The sequence below is a fragment of the Actinophytocola sp. genome (assembly GCF_050699935.1).
Lineage (GTDB): Bacteria > Actinomycetota > Actinomycetes > Mycobacteriales > Pseudonocardiaceae > Actinophytocola.
In genome coordinates this window covers 1-20,765 of sequence record NZ_JBOHGB010000041.1, presented here as the reverse complement: position 1 = coordinate 20,765, position 20,765 = coordinate 1, and the positions used below count along the sequence as shown (strand labels likewise).

The 20,765-nt window shown below is 70.5% G+C and carries 17 protein-coding genes; 15 read left to right on the top strand and 2 right to left on the bottom strand.

What is annotated here, in order from left to right:
- Window positions 1–2 precede the first annotated feature (2 nt).
- The gene (locus tag ACRDTB_RS15840; RefSeq protein WP_431431054.1) at window positions 3–1,040 is read right to left on the bottom strand and encodes an ABC transporter substrate-binding protein; all 1,038 of its coding nucleotides are present in this window, start codon (window positions 1,038–1,040) and stop codon (window positions 3–5) included.
- A gap of 343 nt (window positions 1,041–1,383) precedes the next feature.
- Between ACRDTB_RS15840 and ACRDTB_RS15835 the strand changes: the two genes are divergently transcribed.
- From ACRDTB_RS15835 to ACRDTB_RS15815, 5 genes are read left to right on the top strand one after another with little or no spacing between them, the layout of a single operon-like run.
- Window positions 1,384–4,140: a nitrate- and nitrite sensing domain-containing protein gene (locus ACRDTB_RS15835; RefSeq protein ID WP_431431053.1), complete on the top strand. Its 2,757-nt coding sequence runs from the start codon at window positions 1,384–1,386 to the stop codon at window positions 4,138–4,140.
- Window positions 4,137–4,565, top strand: coding sequence for a roadblock/LC7 domain-containing protein (locus ACRDTB_RS15830; RefSeq protein WP_431431052.1), 429 nt, complete (start codon window positions 4,137–4,139; stop codon window positions 4,563–4,565). Before ACRDTB_RS15835 ends, ACRDTB_RS15830 begins: the two co-directional genes overlap by 4 nt.
- A gap of 53 nt (window positions 4,566–4,618) precedes the next feature.
- Window positions 4,619–5,626: a TauD/TfdA family dioxygenase gene (locus ACRDTB_RS15825; RefSeq protein WP_431431051.1), complete on the top strand. Its 1,008-nt coding sequence runs from the start codon at window positions 4,619–4,621 to the stop codon at window positions 5,624–5,626.
- Between the two features lie 2 nt (window positions 5,627–5,628).
- Window positions 5,629–7,473, top strand: coding sequence for an FAD/NAD(P)-binding protein (locus ACRDTB_RS15820; protein ID WP_431431049.1), 1,845 nt, complete (start codon window positions 5,629–5,631; stop codon window positions 7,471–7,473).
- Entirely contained in the window at window positions 7,474–8,664 is a 1,191-nt protein-coding gene (locus tag ACRDTB_RS15815) for a pyridoxal phosphate-dependent aminotransferase (protein WP_431431048.1), read from the top strand.
- A gap of 26 nt (window positions 8,665–8,690) precedes the next feature.
- Here ACRDTB_RS15815 and ACRDTB_RS15810 read toward each other — a convergent pair whose 3' ends face one another.
- On the bottom strand, window positions 8,691–9,284 hold the full coding sequence (locus tag ACRDTB_RS15810) for a cysteine hydrolase family protein (protein WP_431431047.1): 594 nt from the start codon (window positions 9,282–9,284) through the stop codon (window positions 8,691–8,693).
- Between the two features lie 35 nt (window positions 9,285–9,319).
- Here ACRDTB_RS15810 and ACRDTB_RS15805 point away from each other — a divergent pair, with 35 nt between their 5' ends.
- The 10 genes from ACRDTB_RS15805 to ACRDTB_RS15760 all read left to right on the top strand — a co-directional run bounded on the left by ACRDTB_RS15805 (window position 9,320) and on the right by ACRDTB_RS15760 (window position 20,526).
- Complete coding sequence (locus tag ACRDTB_RS15805; protein WP_431431046.1) at window positions 9,320–10,774, top strand: FAD-binding protein; 1,455 nt, start codon at window positions 9,320–9,322, stop codon at window positions 10,772–10,774.
- Between the two features lie 957 nt (window positions 10,775–11,731).
- A complete protein-coding gene (locus ACRDTB_RS15800; protein WP_431431045.1) occupies window positions 11,732–13,144 on the top strand; it encodes a class I adenylate-forming enzyme family protein in 1,413 nt (470 codons plus the stop codon).
- Window positions 13,145–13,246: 102 nt separating this feature from the next.
- Entirely contained in the window at window positions 13,247–13,522 is a 276-nt protein-coding gene (locus ACRDTB_RS15795) for an acyl carrier protein (RefSeq protein WP_431431044.1), read from the top strand.
- 34 nt (window positions 13,523–13,556) lie between these two features.
- A complete protein-coding gene (locus ACRDTB_RS15790) occupies window positions 13,557–13,802 on the top strand; it encodes a hypothetical protein (RefSeq protein WP_431431043.1) in 246 nt (81 codons plus the stop codon).
- Window positions 13,795–14,940, top strand: coding sequence for a beta-ketoacyl synthase N-terminal-like domain-containing protein (locus ACRDTB_RS15785; RefSeq protein WP_431431042.1), 1,146 nt, complete (start codon window positions 13,795–13,797; stop codon window positions 14,938–14,940). The genes ACRDTB_RS15790 and ACRDTB_RS15785 overlap by 8 nt, the downstream gene beginning before the upstream one ends.
- Window positions 14,937–15,470 (top strand): beta-ketoacyl synthase chain length factor, encoded by a 534-nt coding sequence (locus ACRDTB_RS15780; RefSeq protein WP_431431041.1) that lies wholly within the window; start codon window positions 14,937–14,939, stop codon window positions 15,468–15,470. Before ACRDTB_RS15785 ends, ACRDTB_RS15780 begins: the two co-directional genes overlap by 4 nt.
- Window positions 15,467–17,095, top strand: coding sequence for an AMP-binding protein (locus ACRDTB_RS15775; protein WP_431431040.1), 1,629 nt, complete (start codon window positions 15,467–15,469; stop codon window positions 17,093–17,095). Before ACRDTB_RS15780 ends, ACRDTB_RS15775 begins: the two co-directional genes overlap by 4 nt.
- 115 nt (window positions 17,096–17,210) lie before the next feature.
- The gene (locus ACRDTB_RS15770) at window positions 17,211–18,521 is read left to right on the top strand and encodes a beta-ketoacyl-[acyl-carrier-protein] synthase family protein (protein ID WP_431431038.1); all 1,311 of its coding nucleotides are present in this window, start codon (window positions 17,211–17,213) and stop codon (window positions 18,519–18,521) included.
- Between the two features lie 5 nt (window positions 18,522–18,526).
- Window positions 18,527–19,609 carry a 4-hydroxyphenylpyruvate dioxygenase gene (gene hppD / locus ACRDTB_RS15765; protein ID WP_431431037.1) on the top strand — a complete coding sequence of 361 codons (1,083 nt, stop codon included), beginning with the start codon at window positions 18,527–18,529 and terminating at the stop codon, window positions 19,607–19,609.
- Entirely contained in the window at window positions 19,606–20,526 is a 921-nt protein-coding gene (locus ACRDTB_RS15760; RefSeq protein ID WP_431431036.1) for a phytanoyl-CoA dioxygenase family protein, read from the top strand. Before hppD ends, ACRDTB_RS15760 begins: the two co-directional genes overlap by 4 nt.
- Window positions 20,527–20,765 lie beyond the last annotated feature (239 nt).

Below are 20,765 nucleotides of genomic sequence, written 5' to 3'. Positions count from 1 at the left end.
GCTCAGCTCTTGTTGTTAAAGATCATCGGCCGCATGTCGAAGGGCTGCTTGATGAGCCCGAACTCGCGCATCAGGTCCGGCACGCGCTGCAGCCGGGTCGGGTCCGTGGTGAGCGGGTAGGTCGGCAGGTGCAGCACCGGGGCGATCTCGGGCTTCACCTTGGCCTTCTCGATCAGCGCGCTGCGGATCGCGTCCTGGCCGGCCGGGGTGGCCGCCGCGCGGTTTGCCTCGACGACCGCGCGCTGGTACGCGGCCATGGTCTTCGGGTAGGCCGTCGTGGTCTTGTCGAGCGCCAAGTACCCGGTGAGCCCGATGCCGTCGAGCCGGCCCACGAGCGGCTGGAACACCGTCCACACGCCGAGCTGCGCCTGGGCGACCGTGATGAACGGCTCCACGAGGAAGGCCGCGTCGAGCTCGCCGCTCTGCAACTTGGGCAGCATGTCCGGGAACTTCATGACTTTCCACTGCAGACCGGAGGTGTCCGCCTTGGCCGCCTTCATGCCGGCCAGCACGGCGAGGTCGGCCATACTGCCGGTGGACGACACGCCGATCCTCTTGCCCGCGAGGTCCTCGGGGTTGCGCAGTGGGGAGTCGCTCTTGACCACGACCGCGGCCACGTCCGGCTGGGCCGCCGACGCGTCCGCGACGACCTTGATGTTGACCTTGCCCTTGCCTTTCTGCACGGCCTGGACGAGCAGCGGGTAGCTGGCGAAGGTGAGGTCGACGTCGCCGCCGAGGAGGCTGGTCATCGCCGCGCCGCCACCGCCGAGGGGGACGAGCTCGACTTCGAGCCCGTGCTTCTTGAAGATGCCCTGCTGCTGCGCGATGAACAGTGGCGCCACGTCCGTGGAGGGAATGATCCCGACCTTGATCTTCGGCTTCTCGACGGGGCCGGCCGGCGTGCTTTCGGCCTCGTCGGACGAACCGCCGAGTAAACCGCAGCCGGCGGTGGCGAGCAGCATCGTCACGACTACGAGAGCGGTCAGCATCCGCCGCCACAGCCGCGGTTGGGCCAGGCGGGCATGATTACGCCGGGTCAAGGTCCATCCCCATTCCATGGGTGCTCTATGGTCGGACACGATCGGGACACCGGCTCAATCGTGAGCCGGAGCCCGGACAGTTAGGCGAGACTAGCCGAAAGCAACGTTTTGACAACACACGGCGATCGATGTAGGCCGTTTGGCTCAAATCTGGGCCGAAGAGGTGAAGATCATCTGAATTCTCAGGTCCGAGCAGCCTCATTGATCCCGCGCACCGCTGACATTTTCGCCACTCTCGACTAGCTTCCTGGCCTACCAATCGGTAGCGACGGAGTCGGGGTGGTTATCTCATGCGGGCCTTGCCGCGGATAGGACACTGTTCGCTCCACGGGGGCAGTGTCTAATGTCTGGTCGCGACGCTGGGGAAGCCCACAACCCGAAGGGCAGGCGCCGGACTTCGCGACTGCTCAGCAAGACCGATGCCAAGTGGCGGCCGCGCAACTGGCGGCTGCGCACGAAGATGACCGCGGTGGTGCTGGTACCCGCCCTCACCGCCCTCGCCTTCGCCGGCCTGCGTATCCAGGCCGAGGCCTCCGACGCCGGCAGTTACAACAGGATCGTCAGCCAGGTCGACGCCTCCATGCTGATCACCGAGGTCGTCCACCAGCTGCAGAGTGAACGCAGCGCGGTGGCCTCGGCGGTCGCCGACGGGTCCATCTCGAACAATGAGCAGGTTCAGAACCAGTACCGCCAGACCGACGCCTCCATCAACGAGCTCCGCGACAAGATCGGCAGCCTCGAGCTGGCCGACGCCGACAGCAAGGCCCGCTACAACTACGCGTTCAACCAGCTCAGGCAGCTGACCCCGCTGCGCAACCTCGCCAGCTCCTCGACCTACCCCGACCTGGCCGTCCTGTCGGCGTACAACTCGGTGGTCGACCCGCTGGTCCAGCTGGGACGCGAGATCACCACCGCCGGCGACGCCACCGGCCAGGCACCCTCGCGGCTGAGCACGGCCGTGCAGACCATCGGTCAGGCGAAGGAGCGGGCGTCCCAGCTGGACGCGCTGCTCATGGTGTCCGCCGTACGCAACAGCTTCCGGTCCGGCTCCGTGCAGAACCAGGCGGCGGCCTCGTCGGCCGGCTTCGACGCGTCGGTCGCCGACTTCTTCGCGGTGGCGACTCCGGACGAACAGCAGCAGTACAACGACGGTTACAGCGGCGCGGAGGTCGACCGCCGGAAGGGCTTCGCTCAGACGGCGCTGAACAGCTCCGACCCGACCGCACCGCTCGACATCGACCTGGCCACGCTGCGCGACACCAGCGAGGCCGCCAACAACAAGCTCCGGGGTGTCGAGACGAACCTGATCGCCTCGCTGCGCACCCAGGCGTCGACGCTCGCGAACGAGGCCACCACGACCGCGTGGCAGGTCGCCATCATCGTGGTGGCCGCGATGATCGCCGCGTTGCTGCTGATGCTCGCGATGGCACAGTCGCTGGTCAACCCGTTGCGCAGGCTGCGTCGCGGGGCGCTCAAGGTCGCCAACGTCACCCTGCCGAGGACGATCGACCGCATCCTCGCCGACGCGAACCCGGTGGAGGCGGCCAAGAACGCCGTCGCCCCGATGCCGGTGGACACCAGCGAGGAGATCGGCCAGGTGGCCCGCTCCTTCGACGTGGTCCACGAGCGGGCCGTCCGTCTGGCGACCGAGCAGGCGGTGCTGCGCGACAACGTCAACGACATGTTCGTCAACCTGTCGCGGCGTACCCAGGCGCTCGTCGAGCGGCAGCTGTCCGAACTGGACAAACTGGAGCAGACCGAGCAGGACCCGGACCAGCTCGCGCACTTCTTCGTGCTGGACCACCTGGCGGCGCGGATGCGGCGCAACAGCGAGAACCTGCTGATCCTCTCCGGGGTCGGCGTGGCGCGCCGGTCGTCGCAGCCGGTGCCGATCAGCGAGGTCATCGGGGCCGCGCAGTCGGAGATCGAGAACTACACCCGCGTCGTGGTGAAGTCGAGCCCGGAGACGGTCGTCCAGGGCCGCGTGGTCAACGACGTCGTGCACCTGATGGCCGAGCTGCTCGACAACGCCACGAAGTTCTCCGCCGCGGACACCGAGGTCTCCGTCAGCTCGGCGCACATCCGTTCCGGCGAGCTCGCGGTGCAGATCTCCGACCATGGCCTCGGGCTGTCCGACGAGGAGCTCACGGACATCAACAGGCGCCTGGTGGACCCGCCGCCGTTCGATCTCGCGGTGTCCCGCCGGATGGGCCTGTACGTGGTGGCGCGGCTGGCCAAGCGGCACGGCATCCGGGTCCGCCTGCACGGCGAGTTCAACTCCGGCACGTCCGCGGTGGTCATCCTGCCGAGGTCGCTGACCGGCGACGGCCCGGCTCCCGGACCCACCACCCCGGTGCCGGCGGTCACGAGCCCGACCGCCGCGTATGCCAGCGGCCAGACCGTGGTCCACACCGGACCGCAGGCGCTCACCCGGACCACCGGCCCGCAGTCGGTGACCCGGACCGGCCCGCAGTCCGGTCCGCAGTCGGTGACTCGGACCGGCCCGCAGACGGGACCGCGGACCGGCCCGCACACCGGCCCGCAGACGGGGAGCCGCACCGGCCCGCTGACCGGACCTCCGACGGGTCCCCAGACAGGACCCCAGACCGGACCGCAGCCGCCGGCAGAGCCCGAGCGGTCCCAGCCCGCGCACGCCGCCGAGGGTCGCTACGCGCGATCCGCGTGGTTCCAGCGCACCGCGCCGGAAACCGCCGGCAACGGCCACGGGAGCGGCAACGGTGGAACCGACGGCCAGGGCGTGCCGGCGCCGTCCTCCCTGAACTGGTCCACCGCCGGCGACGACGGGTGGAGCGCCGTGCGGCGCAAGCTCGGCGAGACCCAGCAGCAGGCCAAGGTCACCGACCCGAACGCGCTGCCGCGCCGTAGGCCGGGCTCGCATCTGGTGCCCGGATCGGCGGGCGTGCGGCGGCCGGACAACGGCGGCGGCGGTGCCCCGGTGCCCGCCGCCGCGGAGTCGCCGTCGCAGCACACGGCGGAGCGCGCCCGCGCCCGGCTCTCCGGCTTCCAGCAGGGCCTCTCGAGGGCCCGCAACGAACCACCCCGCCAGGCAGGGAACGGCCGGCCAGGGGAGGACGCATGACCTACGCCCCGCATGGGGACCTCACCTGGTTCCTCGACGACTTCGTGGTGCGCGTTCCCGACGTGGCGCACACGATCGTCGTGTCCGCGGACGGGATCCTGCTCGCCCGCTCGTCCACGTTGCCACCGGCCAACGCCGACCAGCTCGCCGCCGTCTCCTCGGGTCTGGCGAGCCTCAGCGAAGCCGCGGCGCGGACGTTCGACGCGGGCAACATCGTTCAGACGTGCGTCGAGATGGAGCAGGGCTACCTGTTCATGATGACGATGGGCCCGGGCGCGAGCCTCGCCGTGCTGGCCTCGCCCGACTGCGAGATGGGCCTGCTGGCGTACGAGATGACCGTCCTCGTGGAACAGGTGGGCGAACGGCTCACCCCGGAGCTTCGCGCGGCGCGCGGGCTCGCGTCCCGCGCGGGAGGACTTGCCTAAGGCGGCAGCGGTGTGGTGACCACAGCCGCGACGATGTTCGAGGAGAGGCTGGGATGCTCCCTTCCCATGTTTTCACCGATGTCGAGCGCGACGAACTGAGGACGGTGCTGGGCACCGTTGGCACCCACCCATACCGCGACCCGATCGGATTCTCGCAGGAGGTCGCCGGCCTGGTCGATCGGGGCGACGTGCCCGCGGCGCTGGTCGACGCGGCCGAACGGACCCGCAAGGACCGCACGTCCGGCACCGCCTTCGCGCACGCGCTGCGCAACTGCCCACTCGACGAGGACATTCCGTTGCTGGATCAGGAGGATCCGCTCACCGACAAGTACGCGAAGAAGCACACGTACGTGTCCGAGGCGTTCCTGCAGCTGTTCGGCCACCTTGTCCGGACGCCGCTGATGTCCTACGGGACGCGGTTCAACGGCGACTTCTTCATCGACGTGATCGCGATCAACCGCTACGTCGGCAAGGCGACCGGGTACAGCGACGGCGAGCTCGCGTTCCACAACGACCGCACCGCGCACCCGGTGCGTGCGGACTACATCACCCTGCTCGGCATGCGCTGCCCCGAGGGCGACCTCACGTACACGAGCTTCGTGTCCGGGCTGACGCTGCTCGAGATGCTCAGCGAGCTGGAGCAGAAGACGTTGCGGGAGTGGTACTTCTACACGCCGTTCGACGTGATGTCCAAGGACAACAACAAGAGCCTGTCCGTGTCGGACAACCACCCGATCTTCTACGACGACAGCAGCGTCCGGTACGTCGACACGCAGACCACCGTGGCGCCGGACGCGCCGCCGGAGGCGAAGGACGCGCTCATCGCGCTGAAGAACGCCTTGGTGCGGGCGCCGAAGGCCCGCCATCGCATCCTCGAGGGAGACCTGTTCACCTTCGCCAACCAGGACGGCCTGCACAGCCGTGAGCACATCGAGATCAACGACCCGGCGCGGGCCCGCACGCGCTGGCTGATGAAGACGTATGCGTTCCGCGACCGCGCGGCGGCGGACCGGTTCGCGGACCGCTGGATGGACGGTGTACCCGGCCGAGTGGGCGACTGATCATGAAGAGAATCGCGGTCGTGGGCAGCGGGCCGCGCGGTCTGATCGTGGTCGAACGGCTCGCCGCCCGGCTCGCGGAGGAGGACACCGGCCGGCCCATCGAGATCAACCTGATCGACGCGGTCGAGGTCGGCGCCGGCCGCATCTACCGCACCGATCAGCCGGACTGGTTCCTGATGAACACGGTGGCCGGCATGGTGTCGGCGTTCTCGGGCGTGCCGGACGAGGGCCCGACCCGCGCCGGCTCCGGTCCCTCGCTGTACGAGTGGTGGCGCGAGCGTGACCCGGACAACGCCTCCCCAGACGGCTACGCACCGCGCGCGGAGTACGGCCGCTACACCCGGTTCCTGCTCGACGCGGTCGAGGCCAACCTGCCCGAGCACGCGCTGCTCGTCCGCACCCACGCCTACGTCGAGGACGTGGTCCGCGCCGGTGACGGGTACCGGCTGTCGCTGTCCACCGGCGACGAGCTGCTGGCCGACCAGGTCGTGCTCACCACCGGACACTCCACAGTGGAGCCCGTGGGGCGCGAGCTGGAGCTGGCCGAGTTCGCCGGTGCCCGCCCCGGGCCGCGGTTCATCGACGGCGAGTCGCCGGCGGACATGCCGATGGACGCCATCGACGCGGGGACCCCGGTCGGCGTCATCGGCCTCGGGCTGTCGTTCTACGACGTGATGGCGGCGCTGACGCTGGGCCGCGGCGGTACGTTCCACCCGACCGACACGGGCGGGCTGCGCTACGTCCCGAGCGGGGACGAGCCGGTCCTGATCGCGGGGTCGCGCAGTGGGATGCCGGTCCCGGCGCGCGGGCGCAACCAGAAGCCGCCGCGGTTCTCGTACCGCCCGCGCCTGTTCATGCCGGGGAACATCCGCAGCCAGACGCCGACCGGGCCGCTGGACTTCCTGGGCGACGTGTACCCGTGGCTCATCGCCGAGGTCAACCTCGTCTACTACGCGACGATGCTGCGCCGCGACGCCGACGAGACCGCGGAGCGGGGGTTCGTGGACGCGGTGACGCGTGCCGCGGAGAGCGCCGTCGTGCCGGACGTCCCGGCCGTCGCGGCGGACCACGGCCTCGCCGGCGTGCCGGCGCTGGACCTCGACGAGCTGGCGCACCCGTTCGCCGGCCGAACCTTCGCCGGCCGCTCGGAGTTCGACGACGCGCTGCGGGCGGCGATCACGGCCGACCTCACCGAGGCGGCGCACGGCAACGTCGGCTCACCGCTCAAGGCCGGGCTCGACGTGCTGCGCGACTGCCGCGGGCCGATCATGAAGATGGCCGACTTCTCCGGGTTCAACCCGGTGTCGCACCGGCGGGACTTCGTCGGCTGGTACGCGGCGCGGTCGGCGTTCCTCGCGGCGGGCCCGCCCGCCATGCGGCTGCGGCAGGTGCTGGCTTTGCTGGAGGCCGGCGTGCTGCGGATCATCGGGCCGCTGGCGGTGTTCGCGACGGACTCGGATGCCGGCCGGTTCAGCGTCTCCTCGCCGCGGGTGTCCGGCGCGCACGAGCACGTCGACGTGATCATCGACGCGCGGGTGCCGGACCCGAACCTCGCCCGCGACCGCAGCCGGCTGACCCGGCGCCTGCGGGAGCGCGGCACGTGGACCGGGTACGTCAACGGCGACGGCCCCGAGGCGTTCGCCACCGGCGGCGTCGCCGTGACCACGAGCCCGTACCACCCGATCGGCCGCGACGGCGAGCCGGACGAGGGGCTCTACGTGGTCGGCATCCCGACCGAGCACACCCGCTGGTTCATGCAGGTGGGCAGCAACCGGCCGGGGCTGTGGGGGGACTTCGTGCACGACGGTGACGCGATCGCGGCGCACCTGCTCAAGGAAGGCGGCTGAGTGGACACCCCGACGCGGCCCCGGGTCGCGGCGAGATTCGGCGGACTCGAGCGGTCGGCCACGATGGTGCTGCACGACGTGGTCCAGGAACTGCGTGCGGCCGGACGGTCCATTGTGGATCTTGCGAAGGGCGAGCCGGACCAGCCCACCCCCACCGTGGTCACCGACGCCGCGATCACCGCGCTGCGCGACGGGCACACCCGGTACACCGTCAGCCGCGGGATTCCCGAGCTGCGCGCGGAGATCGCGAAGAAGCTGGCGGCCGACAACGCGATCCACGTCGACGCGGACGACGGGGTCGTCGTCACGCCGTCGGGAAAGCACGCGCTGTTCGTTGCCATGATGGCGATCCTCGACCCGGGCGACGAGATCATCGTGCCGTCGCCGGGTTGGGTCAGCTACCGCGCGATGGCCCAGCTCGTCGGCGCCCGGGCGGTGCCGGCCGAGCTGACCGACGCGGACGGCTACCGGCTCACCGGGGACGTGCTCGCCGGCGGCCTGACCGAGCGCACGAAGGCCGTGCTCGTCAACACCCCGAACAACCCGACCGGCAGAGTGCTCGACAGCGGGGAGCTCGACGTCCTCGCGGAGTTCGTGACCGAGCACGACCTGCTCGTGATCACCGACGAGATCTACGAGACCATCCGGTTCGGCGGGGGACCGCACCTGAGCGTAGCGGCCCGGCCCGAGTGCGCCGACCGGACGCTGACCGTCAACGGGTTGTCCAAGAGTCATGCGATGACCGGCTGGCGGCTCGGATACCTGGCCGGCCCGCCGGACCTGATGGCGGGGGCGGTGAAGGTCCAGGAACACACCGTCAGCTGCGCGACCTCCTTCGTGCAGCACGCCGCCGTGGCCGCGCTCACCGGCGCGGACCACGACGTGGCGCTGATGGTGGCCGAGTACGCCCGGCGCCGCGACCTCGTGGTGTCCGCACTGGACGGTCTCGGCGGGATCACCTGTCCCGCGCCGGACGGCACGTTCTACGCCTTTCCGGACATCCGGGGCGCGGGCCACGGCGAATCGGCGGAGTTCGCCGAGTGGCTGCTGCGGGAGGCGGGAGTCGCGATCGTGCCCGGCCCCGCGTTCGGCCCCGGCGGCGAGGGACACATGCGACTGTCCTTCGCGGTACCGGCCACTGTGCTCAGTGACGCGCTGGAGCGGATGACCGAGGCGCTGTCGTCCTCATGACCGGTCCGGCCGGCAGAGCCCGGTGCTCAACCTTCCCCGGGACCGTCCTCGGGCAGTGCCTCGTCCACTGTGGTGACAGCGGCCGTGTGGCGGATGAGCGTCATCGCCACGTCGTGTACTTTCTTAGTGCGGGCGGCGGTGGCGTCCTCGAGGATCTTGACGCGATAATCTCGGTCGTGTGCGTCGCGGGCGGCGGAGAGCACGACCAGGTCGGTGGAGACGCCGGCGAGCATCAACGTGTCGACGTTCTGCTTGCGCAGCAACAGGTCGAGGTGGGTGCCGTAGAACGGGCTCACCCGGCGCTTGACCACGATGGACTCATCAGGGTCCGGCCGCAGGGCGTCGTGCACCTGCGAGTTCCACTCACCGATCATCGGTCGCCTGTCGACGGGGTCGCGGAACAGCGGCGAGTTCGCCGGGAAGTCAGCGTGCCCCGGCGAGAACCCGATCACCACGTAGATGACCGGCACACCCCGGCCGCGCGCGCGGCTGATGGCGGTCGCCGTCCGGGACAGCACGTCTCGTCGCGCGACCTGCTCCGCGAAGCCGTCCTCGGCTTTCGTTCCGTCGGGGTGGATCAGAAAATTGATCATGTCCAGGATCAGCAGTGCAGAGCTCACGGTCCTGAGCTTATCCGTACCAAAGGAGAATCCCGATGGACGCCAATCGTCGAGCCGTACTGATCGCCGGGCTGGCCGCGACCGCGGCCGCCGCCGGCGCGACGGTCGCGGCAACAAAGGGTGCGTCGGCCGCACAGACGAAGGACGTACCGCCGCCGCCGCTCGACGGCGAGCTCAAGTTCGACCGGGCTACCCGGGACGCGGCGGGGGAGGACTTCGGGCACCTCATCCGGCGCACGCCCGAGGCGGTGCTCGTGCCCGGGTCCGACGACGACGTGGCCGCGACGATCAAGTGGGCCGCGCAGCGGCACCGAAAGTTCGCCCCACAGGGGCAGAGCCACTCGGTGTTCGGAAGATCCGAGGCGGAGGACGGAGTGGTCGGCGACATCACCGCGCTGAGCTCGGTCGGGAACGTGCAGAACGACCGGATCGTGGTCGGGGGCGGCGCGAAGTGGAGCGAGATCCTGGCCGTGACCCTCGCGGCGGGCAAGACGCCGCCGGTGCTCCTCGACTACATCGAGCTGTCCGTCGGCGGCACGATCGTCGTCGGCGGCGTGGGCGGCACGACGTCGGAGTACGGCGTCGTGGCCGACAACGTGATCGAGATGAAGGTGGTCACCGGGGAGGGCCAGAAGCTCACCTGCTCGGCGAGCCAGAACTCCGACCTGTTCGACGCGGTGCGCGCGGGGCTCGGCCAGGTCGGTGTGATCACCGAGGCGACGCTCAAGCTGGTCGCGGCGCCCGAGTCGGTGCGCCGGTATCTGCTGGTCTACCCGGACCTGGCCACGATGGTGGCGGACGCGCGGCTGCTGAGCACCAGCGAGGACGACCGCTTCGACGCGGTGCAGGGTGCCGTCATCCCGTCGCCGTCCGGCGGGTTCGTCTTCCGGCTGGACCTGGCGAAGTACTTCACCGGCACCGCGCCGGACGACGGCGCCCTGCTCGCCGGCCTGTCGGACAACCCGGACGCCCGGCAGATCTCCACGCTGGCCTACTTCGACTACGTCAACCGGCTCGCCGCGCTGGAGAACCTGCTGCGGTCGAACGGCCAGTGGTTCTTCCCGCACCCGTGGATCACCACCTTCGTCGGGGACTCCGACGTGCAGTCGGTGGTCAGCGGCGAGCTGGATCGGCTGAATCCGCCGGTGGACCTCGGGCAGTTCGGCCAGGTCGTGCTCTCGCCCATCAAGCGGGGCGCGATCGAGAGCCCGTTGCTGCGGATGCCCTCGGACAGCCTGTGCTACGCGTTCAACTATGTACGGGTCCCGACCACCGATGACACCAGCAACGCCAGCCGGCTGGTCGAGGCCAACAAGGCCATGTACCAGCGGGTCAAGAACGCCGGCGGCACCCTGTACCCGGTCAGCGCGTTCCCGCTGAACAAGAACGAATGGCGGCAGCACTTCGGGTCGGCCTTCGGCCGGCTGGATGACGCCAAGCGCAAGTTCGACCCGGGCCACGTGCTGACCCCGGGCTACGAGATCTTCTGAGCCCGGCCCCGTACCCGCACCGGCCGCCGGTCCCGCCCGTCACGGGCAGGGCCGGCGGCCGTCGTTCGTGGCGCCGACCGCGGCACGGACTGGCACGGACCGGGACACGGGATGTGGCACTGACCGTGTTCACCGTCGGTTCGCGCCGGCGTTTCGTGGCCGTGGTCCGGAATGGTCGGGAAGATCATCACGCAGGCGGTCCGCGGGTTTCCGGCGCGCCGAACGTACCGGTGGCCCGATTTCTCCGGCTCCATAACGATCTTTTCGTTTTCGAGCCGAGTGTGAGCTCGGCGGCTCGCCGGCACCCGAGCCGTGCCCGGTCACGGAGCCGCCGCGCCGCCTGGCCGGGTCGGCCGGAGGCGGACCACGGCGGCCCGGCAGTGCGGCCGCGGCGAACTAAATTGTTCACCAAACGCCGCACCGCCGATCCTTGAATATCGACAAGGAATATAGACAGCGCGCTCCATAAATGTGCGGAAGAGTTCTCCGGGCCGTCACAGCGTGTGATGATCGGCGGGACAAACCCGTGATCTCCGCGTTGATGTCGTTCGTCCGGGTCGCCGAACGGAGGACAACCGATTAACCCGAATGCCGTGCGCCGATTGGAGGGTGTATCGATCAATCTTCGATGGCTGCGGTGTCGAATTGTCCGTTCTATTCCGCGCGGCGCGCGTGTCCATCGCCGGGTCGGGCCCACGTGGCCACATGTGGCGGCGCCGGCGGCGTCCGCATCCATAGTCCTTTATTGCCAAGCGATTCGTCCGACCGGACGTATACCCGCGCGGCAGGTGGCTGCCCCCGTCTGACGTAGCGTTAGCGATCAATTACGTAAAGCTTTGTTGTTTGTTCTGCTTCTCAGAGCGTCTGAATTGACGTACGCTCCATGGCGCTGTCAGGTCGTGTGGCATAACAGCCGGTACGCATAACCCCTCGGGGTTTGATTTGGGCTGCGATTTTATGGGGGCGAACGTGCTCGCGGGAATGAAGGTGGAGGCGGCTTCGGAGGTCGGTCCGGAATGGGTCGACGAAGTCCTGCTGGCCGGTCCCGACAAAAACGTCCCGTTGCACTTGCCGGCTGGGCCGATTGCCCTGCCGGCGTTGCGCCAACTGGTCGCGGAGCGGCAGGAGGCGCTGGTGGCGGCCGGCCTGCGGCGAGGTGGCTGCGCCGCGCTGCGGCTGCCGCCCTCGTTGACCTACGTCGCCAATCTCCTGGCGGTGTGGCGGATCGGGGCACAGGCCGTGCTGCTCGACCACCGGCTCACCCAGTACGAGGTGGACCAGGCGGCGGAGCGGCTCGGTGTCCAGCTGATCGTCTCCGTGGACAGGACGATGAGCGGCCCGCTCAGCGTGTTCGCGGACGTGACCGAGTCGATTCTCACCCGCGAGGGTGAGCCCGCCCGGACACCGCATGCCGTGCTGCAGCTCAGTTCCGGGTCCACCGGGCCGTCCAAGGTCATCGGCCGCACGGCCGCCGACCTCGTCGCGGAGATCGACCGGTACACCCGGATCGACGGCGTGCCACTGGGTGGCGAGCGGATCATCCTGCTGCCCTCGATGGTGCACGTGCTCGGCCTGGTCGGCGGACTGCTCTACGGGCTGCATGCCGGTGTCCAGCTCGTCCCGCCGCGGCGGCTGACCGGCGACAGCATCCTCGAGGCCGTGGCCGCCGCGCCGACGCCGGCCACCGTACTGGGCGTGCCGTTCCACATTGGACTTCTCGCGTCGGTGGCCGACCCGCCGAAGCTGCCCCAGCTGAAGCGGATGACCACCGGCGGCGAGCTCGTGCCGGCCGCGACCGCGACCGCGTTCGCCGACAAGTACGGCGTGCCGCTGGGCAACATGTGGGGGATGACCGAGGTAGGCGTCATCGCGACCGACCTGTTCGGCGAGCACCGGCCGTCGCTGATGCCAGCGCCCGGGCTGCGGGTACGCGAGGAGAACGGCGAGCTGCTGGTCAGCCGGCCGGAGTCGCCGTATGTCGGGCAGTCCGACCCGTCCCGGTGGGCGGAGGGCTGGCTGCACACCAAGGACGCGGGCCGGGTCGACGAGGCCACCGGGCTGGTGACCGTGCTCGGCCGGCTGGACTCCCAGGTCTCCGTCGGTGGCCTGAAGGTGGACCTGACCGAGGTCGAGCACGAGCTGACCGAGGTGTCCGGCGTGGTGGGCGCGGTTGTGCTGTACGACAAGGAGATCACGGCCTACGTCCAGCTCGACGACTCCGTGTCCGGGGCGAGCGTGGAGGCCGCGCTGGCCGAGCGCGTCGCCGGCTACAAGCGCCCCCGCACGCTGCACGTCGTCGAGGCGCTGCCCAGGACCACGACCGGCAAGCTCGTCCGCGACCGGAACGTGCTGCGGGAGGCCGTGCCGTGATTCCCCTGCCTGGAAATGACTTTGAGGCCACCCGTCACGATCATCCGGCTCGGGCCGAACCAACCGAGCGTGTGTGACACACACAGAGAGAGAAGGTAGGTAATGCAGGCTGCGGAGATCCGTGCGTTCGTCATGGAGACCTTGCGGGAGATGAACTACGACACCGAGGGCATCGACGACGACAGCACGCTCGGCCCGGCCGGGGTTGATCTGGAGTCCCTCGCGCTGGCCGAGCTCGCGGTACGGGTCGAGGACAAGTTCGGCGTGCGCTTCGCGGAGGAGGAGTCCGAGGAGCTGGCGCTGATGACGGTCGGCGAGTTCACGAAGACCGTCGCGGAGCGGGTCACGAACGTGGCCGGCGCGGGCCAGGCGGGATGAGGGCCGGCCTGATTCTTCTCGTGGAGGCGTGTGCATGACCGAGCGGCCGACCTTGGCGCGGGAGGACGTCGTCGCGATGGTCGCCAGCTTCGGCGACCGGCCGGTGGCCGAGGTGAGCGAGCGGATCGACTCGATCCAGCTTGCCTGGCTCGTCCATCAGGTGGAGCAGCGGTACGGCGTGGAGCTCGAGCTCGACGACGCACAGTTCGGCCGAATGAGCACCATCTCGGGGGCCGTCGAGGTGTTGCGTGAGGCAGTGATGGTGGTTGAGGATGCGTGACCCTGCGACAGGAGCGGGGATCACCGGGCTGGCCGCGGTCAGCGTGCTCGGCAGGGGAGCGCAGGCACAGCTGGCCGGCGGGCTCACCGGTGCGGCCGCGTTCGCGCCCGTCCGGCGGTTCGATGTGGACCGTCGTCGGGTGAAGGACGCGGCGACCCTGTCCGACGCGGGCTCACTCGCCGACGAGCTGGCCGATGTCGTCCGCGAGGCGTGCGAGGCGGCCGGGCTCACCCCGGCGCAGCGCGCCGCGACCCCGCTGCTGCTCGCGGTCCACGGGCACCCGGCCGCCGGCCGCGTGTCCGAAGAGGACGGACAGGCGCCGACCGCGACCCGGTTCGCCGCGGAGCTGGCCCAGCGCACCGGGCTCGGCGGCGCCGCCAAGGTCTACACCTGCGCCTGCGTGTCGGCGAGCACGGCGGTCGCCGACGCCGCGGCGCTGATGCGGCTCGGTCGGGCCGAGCGGGTGGTCGTCGCCGCCGGGTACCTCGTCGAGCCGGACCAGTTCGCGCTCTTCGACGCGGGCCGGGCACTCGCCACCGACGGCGCCGCCCGTCCGTTCAGCGCCGGGCGCGGCGGCCTGCTGCTGGGCGACGCCGTGTCGGCCGTCGTGCTCGAGGCCGGGGTCCGCGACGCCGTCGCCGAGGTCGTCGGCTGGGGCCGCGCGGGCGATGCCTACCACACCGTGCGCCCCGATCCCGAGGGCGGCGGCCTGGCGCGGGCGATCGCCGCCGCGCTGCGCCGAGCCGGGGTCGGGCCGGACGAGATCGGCTACGTCAACGCGAACGCGAGCGGCGCGGAGGGCGACTCCGCCGAGGCCGCCGCGCTGCACCTGGCACTCGGCCCGGCCGTGGCGCGGGTTCCGGTCAGCTCCACGAAGTCCGTGCACGGACACGCGCTCGAGGGTTCCGGGCTGCTCGAGCTGATCATCACGGCACTCGCCGTCCACGCGGGCAAGCTGCCCGTCAACGCGGGCTACCTCGGCGCCGACCCGGACTGCGCGCTGGACCTCATCGTGGGCGCGCCACGGCAGGCGGAGAGCCCGTACGCGCTGAGCCTCAACGCCGCGTTCGGCGGCGCCAACACGGCGTTGCTGGTGCGGGCGGCGGAAGGAACCGGGGGAACTGGGGGAGCACCGTGACCGACACCTCCGAGTTACCCGTGCTCGCCGAGGCCGGCTGGTCTCGCGGGGAGGAGCCGGCGCCGGTTCCCGGGTTCGTCGTGTCCATGTTCAGCCCGCTGGTCGCTCGGCTCGCGGACCGCTGCCTGACCACGCGGCACGGGACCGCGCCGGCACCCGCGGAGGTCGGCCGGCGCACCGCGGTGGTCCTGGTGAGCGAAAGCGGAGACGCGCGCAGCGCCGCGCACGTGGCGGGCGCGGTCGACACCGGGGCGCGCGTCGGACCGCTGCTGTTCTTCCAGTCCGTGCCCAACAGCATCGCGGGGCACGTGGCCACCCGGTGGGGGCTCGGCGGCCCGGTGCTCTGCCTGTGTCCCACCGGGGACCCGCGGGCGGAGGGCATGGCGCAGGCGCGACTGCTGATCGACGACGGGGACGCGGACGAAGTCCTGGTGGTCTGCGTCGAACAGACGGTCGCGCGGGCAGCCGAACAGGCCGGGGACGGCATCGAGGGGTTCGCCTTCCTGGCGAGCAAAGGAGAGTCACGATGAACGCACGGGGCCTGCGGGCCGTCCTCGCCGCCGACCCGGACGTCGGCGCCGGCAACGTGTTGGCCACGGTCCTCGCGCACGGCGCCGATCCGGATGGGCCGGGGCTGATCTTCGACACACCGGTCGACGGCCGCCCGGCGGAGCACCCGTTCACGCTCGGCGAGCTGAACACGATGGTCGACGCCCGCGCGGCGTGGCTGCACGAGCGCGGCATCCGCAGGCGTGACCCCGTCGCGGTGTGGGCCACCGCCGCCGCCGACATCGTGCTGAGCTTTCTCGCGCTGACCAGGATCGGCGCGATTCCCGCGCTGATGAACGGAAAGATGGCGCCGGAGATCGCGGCCGAGTACCTGCGCCGGCTGCGTGCCCGCGGCGTGCTCGCGGACGCCGCGCACGCCGAGCTGCTCGCCGGGCACGACCTGAGCTCCCCGGGCTACGGCATGACCGCCGAGCTGCTCGGCGAGCCCGCCGAGCTGGGGCAGGGCGACCCCGCGGCCGCGCCGCCGCACTACCGCCACCACCAGGACGACCCGGTGTCGATCACCCACACGTCCGGCACCACCGGGGTGCCCAAGGCCGTGCTGCACAGCCACCGCACGATCTTCGAGGCCACCCGGCACCTGCTGACGATGCCGCAGGCGCAGGGCACCAACCGGATCCTCAACGTGCTGCCGATCCCGCACACGGCGACGATCCTGATGGTCAACCAGGTGCTCGGGAACCGCGCGCAGATGCTCTGTCTGTCCGAACAGGACGGTGAAACCGTGCTGGACGCCATCGAGCGGTGGCGGCCGGAGGCGGTCTACGGCTTCGCGGTGACCTGGGCCGGCCTCGCCCGCTTCGACCTCGCCCAGCGGTCGGTCGACTCGGTCCGGATGTGGTTCAACACCGGCGACTGCGCCCACGAGACACACATCCGGCGGCTGGTGGCCGTCGGCTCGCGGGAGGTCGTGACGCGCGAGGGCCGCAGGCGGGTGCCGGGCTCGCACTTCATCGACGGCCTGGGCTCGTCGGAGATGGGGCACAACGGTTTCCACGTGACGCACACGATCGACTCCGACCACTACGGCCGGCGCATCGGCCGGCCGTACAAGTTCGCCGAGGTCGCCGTGCTCGACGACGACGGCGGCGAGCTGCCCGCCGGGCGAGTCGGCCGCCTCGGGTTCCGCTCGCCCACGCTCTCGCCCGGCTACTGGAACGACTCGGTGACCACCCACCGGGCGCGGGTGGGTGGCTGGTACCTCACGGGCGATCTCGTCCACCGCGACGAGGCGGGCAACTACTACCACGTCGACCGCTCGCCCGATGCCGGTGGCGGCGACGGGTTCTACACCGCGCTGTCCGAGGAGCGCATCCTCGCCGCGCTTCCCGACGTCCTCGACTGCACGGTGGTGATCACCGACGAGGACGGGGCCGTGCACACCGACGTGCTGCTCGAGCTGGACCCGCACGCCGAGGCTGACACCGATCGCACCGAGGCGGTCCGCGCGGCGCTGGGCGAGCGGGTCGGCGCCACGCTGCGGCGGGTGGGCACGATCAGCCAGGACGACGTCCCGCTCACGGTGACGGGCAAGGTGCGCAAGTTCCTGCTGCGTCACGAGCCCGTACACAAGGTCCGGATATGACCGTGAGCGGGAGCGACGGAGTGTTCGTCGTCTGGACTGACGATCGCGCGCAGGCGTGTCGGCGGCGAGCACGTGAGGAGGGAAGGCGGCGAGTAGCGCAGAAGCGAAGCGAACTATGAGCACCGTGAACGGGAGCGACGGAGTGGACACAGCCACGATCACCGGAATGGGCCTGCTGACGCCCGTCGGGCGGGGGGTGGAGGAGGTGTTCCACGCCTTGTGCGTCGGCAAGTCCGGGCTGTCCGCGCCGCCCGCCGACCACCCCGCGGCGGACTCGGTGGACGTCGGCGGTTTCGTGCCCGATGTGGACCCGCGCACCGTCGTGTCCGGACCGGCCGCGTCCGTTGTGGACAGGACCGTGGTGCTTGCCCTGCTGACCGCGGCCGACGCGCTGGCCGACGCCGGCATCGAGGTCGGCCGCGATGTCGACCCGGGCCGGATCGGCGTGATCGTCGGCGGGGTCGGCGGCATGGCCATGCTGGAGAAGCAGGTGCTGGCCCGCGGCGAGCGTGGCCGTACGGCGGTCAGCCCGTACCTGCTGACCGGGATCCTGCCGAACATGCCGGCCGCCCGGATCGCGATCACGCACGGGATCCGGGGCTACAGCGCGAGCATCGGCACCGCGTGCGCGTCCGGCGCGCAGGCGATCGCGGACGCGCTGCGGCTCATCCGGTCCGGTGACGCGGACGTGGTGGTGTGCGGCGCCAGCGAGGCACCGCTGTTCCCGACGTTCGCCGACACGTTCGGCAACGCGCGGGCGCTGGCCCGCCGGTGGCCGGATCCGACCGCCGCGAGCCGCCCGTTCGACAAGCGCCGCAACGGGTTCGTGCTCGCCGAGGGCGCCGCGATGATGGTGCTCGAACGGGTGGAGCACGCCGACGGGCGCGGTGCCGCGGGCTATGCCGACGTGGTCGGCTGGGGCGCCACCACGGATGCCCACCACCCGACGACCCCGCGTCCGGACGGCGCGGGGGCCGCGGAGTGCATGCGCCGGGCGCTGGCGAGCGCCGGGGTGGCGCCGTCCGCGATCGGCTACGTCAACGCGCACGGCACGTCCACGAAGCTGGGTGACATCGCGGAGATCTCCGCGCTGGGCACGGTCTTCAGCGGCGACGGGCCGCCGGTCAGCTCCACCAAGGCGCTGACGGGGCACATGCTCGGCACCTCGGGTGTCGTCGAGGCCGCGGCGAGCGCGCTCGCCGTCGCCCGCGGCGTGCTGCCCCCGACCTACAACCTCGACGAGGTCGACCCGGACTGCCCGGCCGACCACGTCCGGGCCACGCCACGCACCGCCGGCCCGCACTACGCGCTCTCCAACTCCTTCGGCTTCGGCGGCCAGAACGTCAGTTTGGTGCTCGGTGAAGCGAGCACCGCGAACAGGCGGGAGCAACTGAGCGGAGCGACCCCATCAGCACAGAACGGTTAGGACAGATGAAGGTTTCAGGGATCGATCACATCGAGTTATACGTCGGCGACGCACGCCAGGCCGCGTTCTACTACTGCACGGCGTTCGGCTTCCGGATCTACGGACAGGGCGGACCCGAGACCGGCCTCAAAGGACAACGATCGCTGCTGCTCGGGCAGGGCGACGTCCGCATGGTGCTGACCTCGGGGCTCGTCCCCGACCACCCGGCGACCGAGTACGTGCGGCGGCACGGCGACGGGGTCGCGGTGATCGCCATGGAGGTCGACGACACGGAGCAGACGTACGCGACGCTCGTGGAGCGGGGCGCGGGAGCGGTCGCGTCACCGGCCCGCTACGCCCTCGGCGACGCGACGGTCACGGTCGCCGAGGTCTCGGGCTTCTCCGACGTCACGCACCGGCTGGTGGAGCGCGAGGGCCCGCGCGCGGAGTTCCTGCCCGGCGCGATCCATATGTCCACTGTGGACGAGAACGTGGACGCGGGTGAGGACGACGAGCTGCTGCGCACCATCGACCACATCGCGATCTGCGTGCCGGCCCAGGCGCTGGCGCCGACCGCGAAGTACTACGAGGACGTGTTCGGGTTCACCGAGATCTTCGAGGAGTACATCGAGGTCGGCGGCCAGGGCATGGACTCCAAGGTGGTGCAGAGCGACTCGAAGCAGGTCACGCTCACGCTGATCGAGCCGGACACGGCCCGCAGGCCCGGCCAGATCGACGACTTCCTGCAGTGGCACGCCGGCGCGGGCGTCCAGCACGTGGCATTCAGCACGGGGAACATCGTGGCCGCGGTGACCTCGCTCGCCGAGCACGGCGTCCGGTTCCTCGGCACGCCGGGGAGCTACTACGACACGCTGACCGAGCGGGTCGGCGAGCTGGACGCGCCCATCGAGAAGCTGCGCGAGCTGGGCGTGCTGGTCGACCGCGACCACTGGGGCCAGCTGCTGCAGATCTTCACCGAGTCCATGCACGTGCGCCGCACGCTGTTCCTGGAGATCATCGAGCGGCGCGGGGCGCTCACCTTCGGCAGCGGCAACATCAAGGCGCTGTACGAAGCCAAGAACCGCGAGTTGACGGGGGCTGCCCGATGACACGCCAGACGAACTCGACCGAACGATTCTCGCTGTCGGAGCACGAGCGTGCGCTGCTGCCGTCCGACGAGGACGTGCGGTCCTACGCCGAGCACGGCTGGTACCTCACGAAGAAGCTGTTCACCGACGACGAGGTCGACGGGCTGGTCGAGGCGAGCGAGCGGTACTACGCGGGCGAGCGGTCCCGCCGGCTGCCCATCCACCCGCCGCGGCTGGCCTACTGGGAGCCGTCGAAGGGGAACGTCCAGCGGCACAACGACTACGTGCACTACGAGAGCGACCCGCTGGCCAAGCTGCTGATCAAGCCGCTGATCGGTGCGGTGGCGGCGCGGCTCGCGGAGGCGGACGAGATCCGGGTGTTCCAGTCGACGCTGATCTACAAGCCGCCGGTGGCCGGCGAGCCGTCGAACATCGTGCCGTGGCACTTCGACAAGCACTACTGGTCGTCGTCCTCGTCGGAGCGGATGCTCACGGCGTTCATCCCCTTCCACGACTGTGACGAGGAGATGGGCACGATCACGATGGTCGACGGCAGCCACCGCTGGGCGGAGGTCGGTGCGGAGGACAGCCAGACTCGGCACTTCGCCCAGCGGGACCGTTCCGAGCTGGAGGAGATGCTCTCGGCCAACGCGGAGTACAACGGCGTCGAGGTCACGAAGATCCCGATGATCATCCCCAAGGGACACATGAGCTTCCACCACTGCCGGACCTACCACGGCAGCGGTCCGAACCGGAGCGACCGGCCACGCCGCGCGGTGTCACTGCACCTGCAGGACGGCGCGAACGGCTACCGGGAGTTCCCGCTGTCCGACGGCAGCCTCGCGTTCTACAACCACGACTCGCTCGTGCGGTGTACCGCCGACGGCCGGCCCGACTACGCCGACCCGGACTACTGCCCGATCCTGTGGCGAGACTGAGCTTCCCCGCACCTGCGACCAACCGACACCAAAGACGAGCGAGGAGAACGGCCAGTGTCCAGGCACCTGATCGCGATCAAGAACCAGAGCAACGGGTGACGACGGACGTGGGGTCCGCATCGATGAGTAGCGTTTTCGCGCGGCGCAAGCTGCTGGGTATTTTGTCGGGTAGTTGGGTTGCGCAGGCGTGTTATGTGGTGGCGAGGTTGGGGGTTCCGGATGCGTTGGCTGCGGGTCCG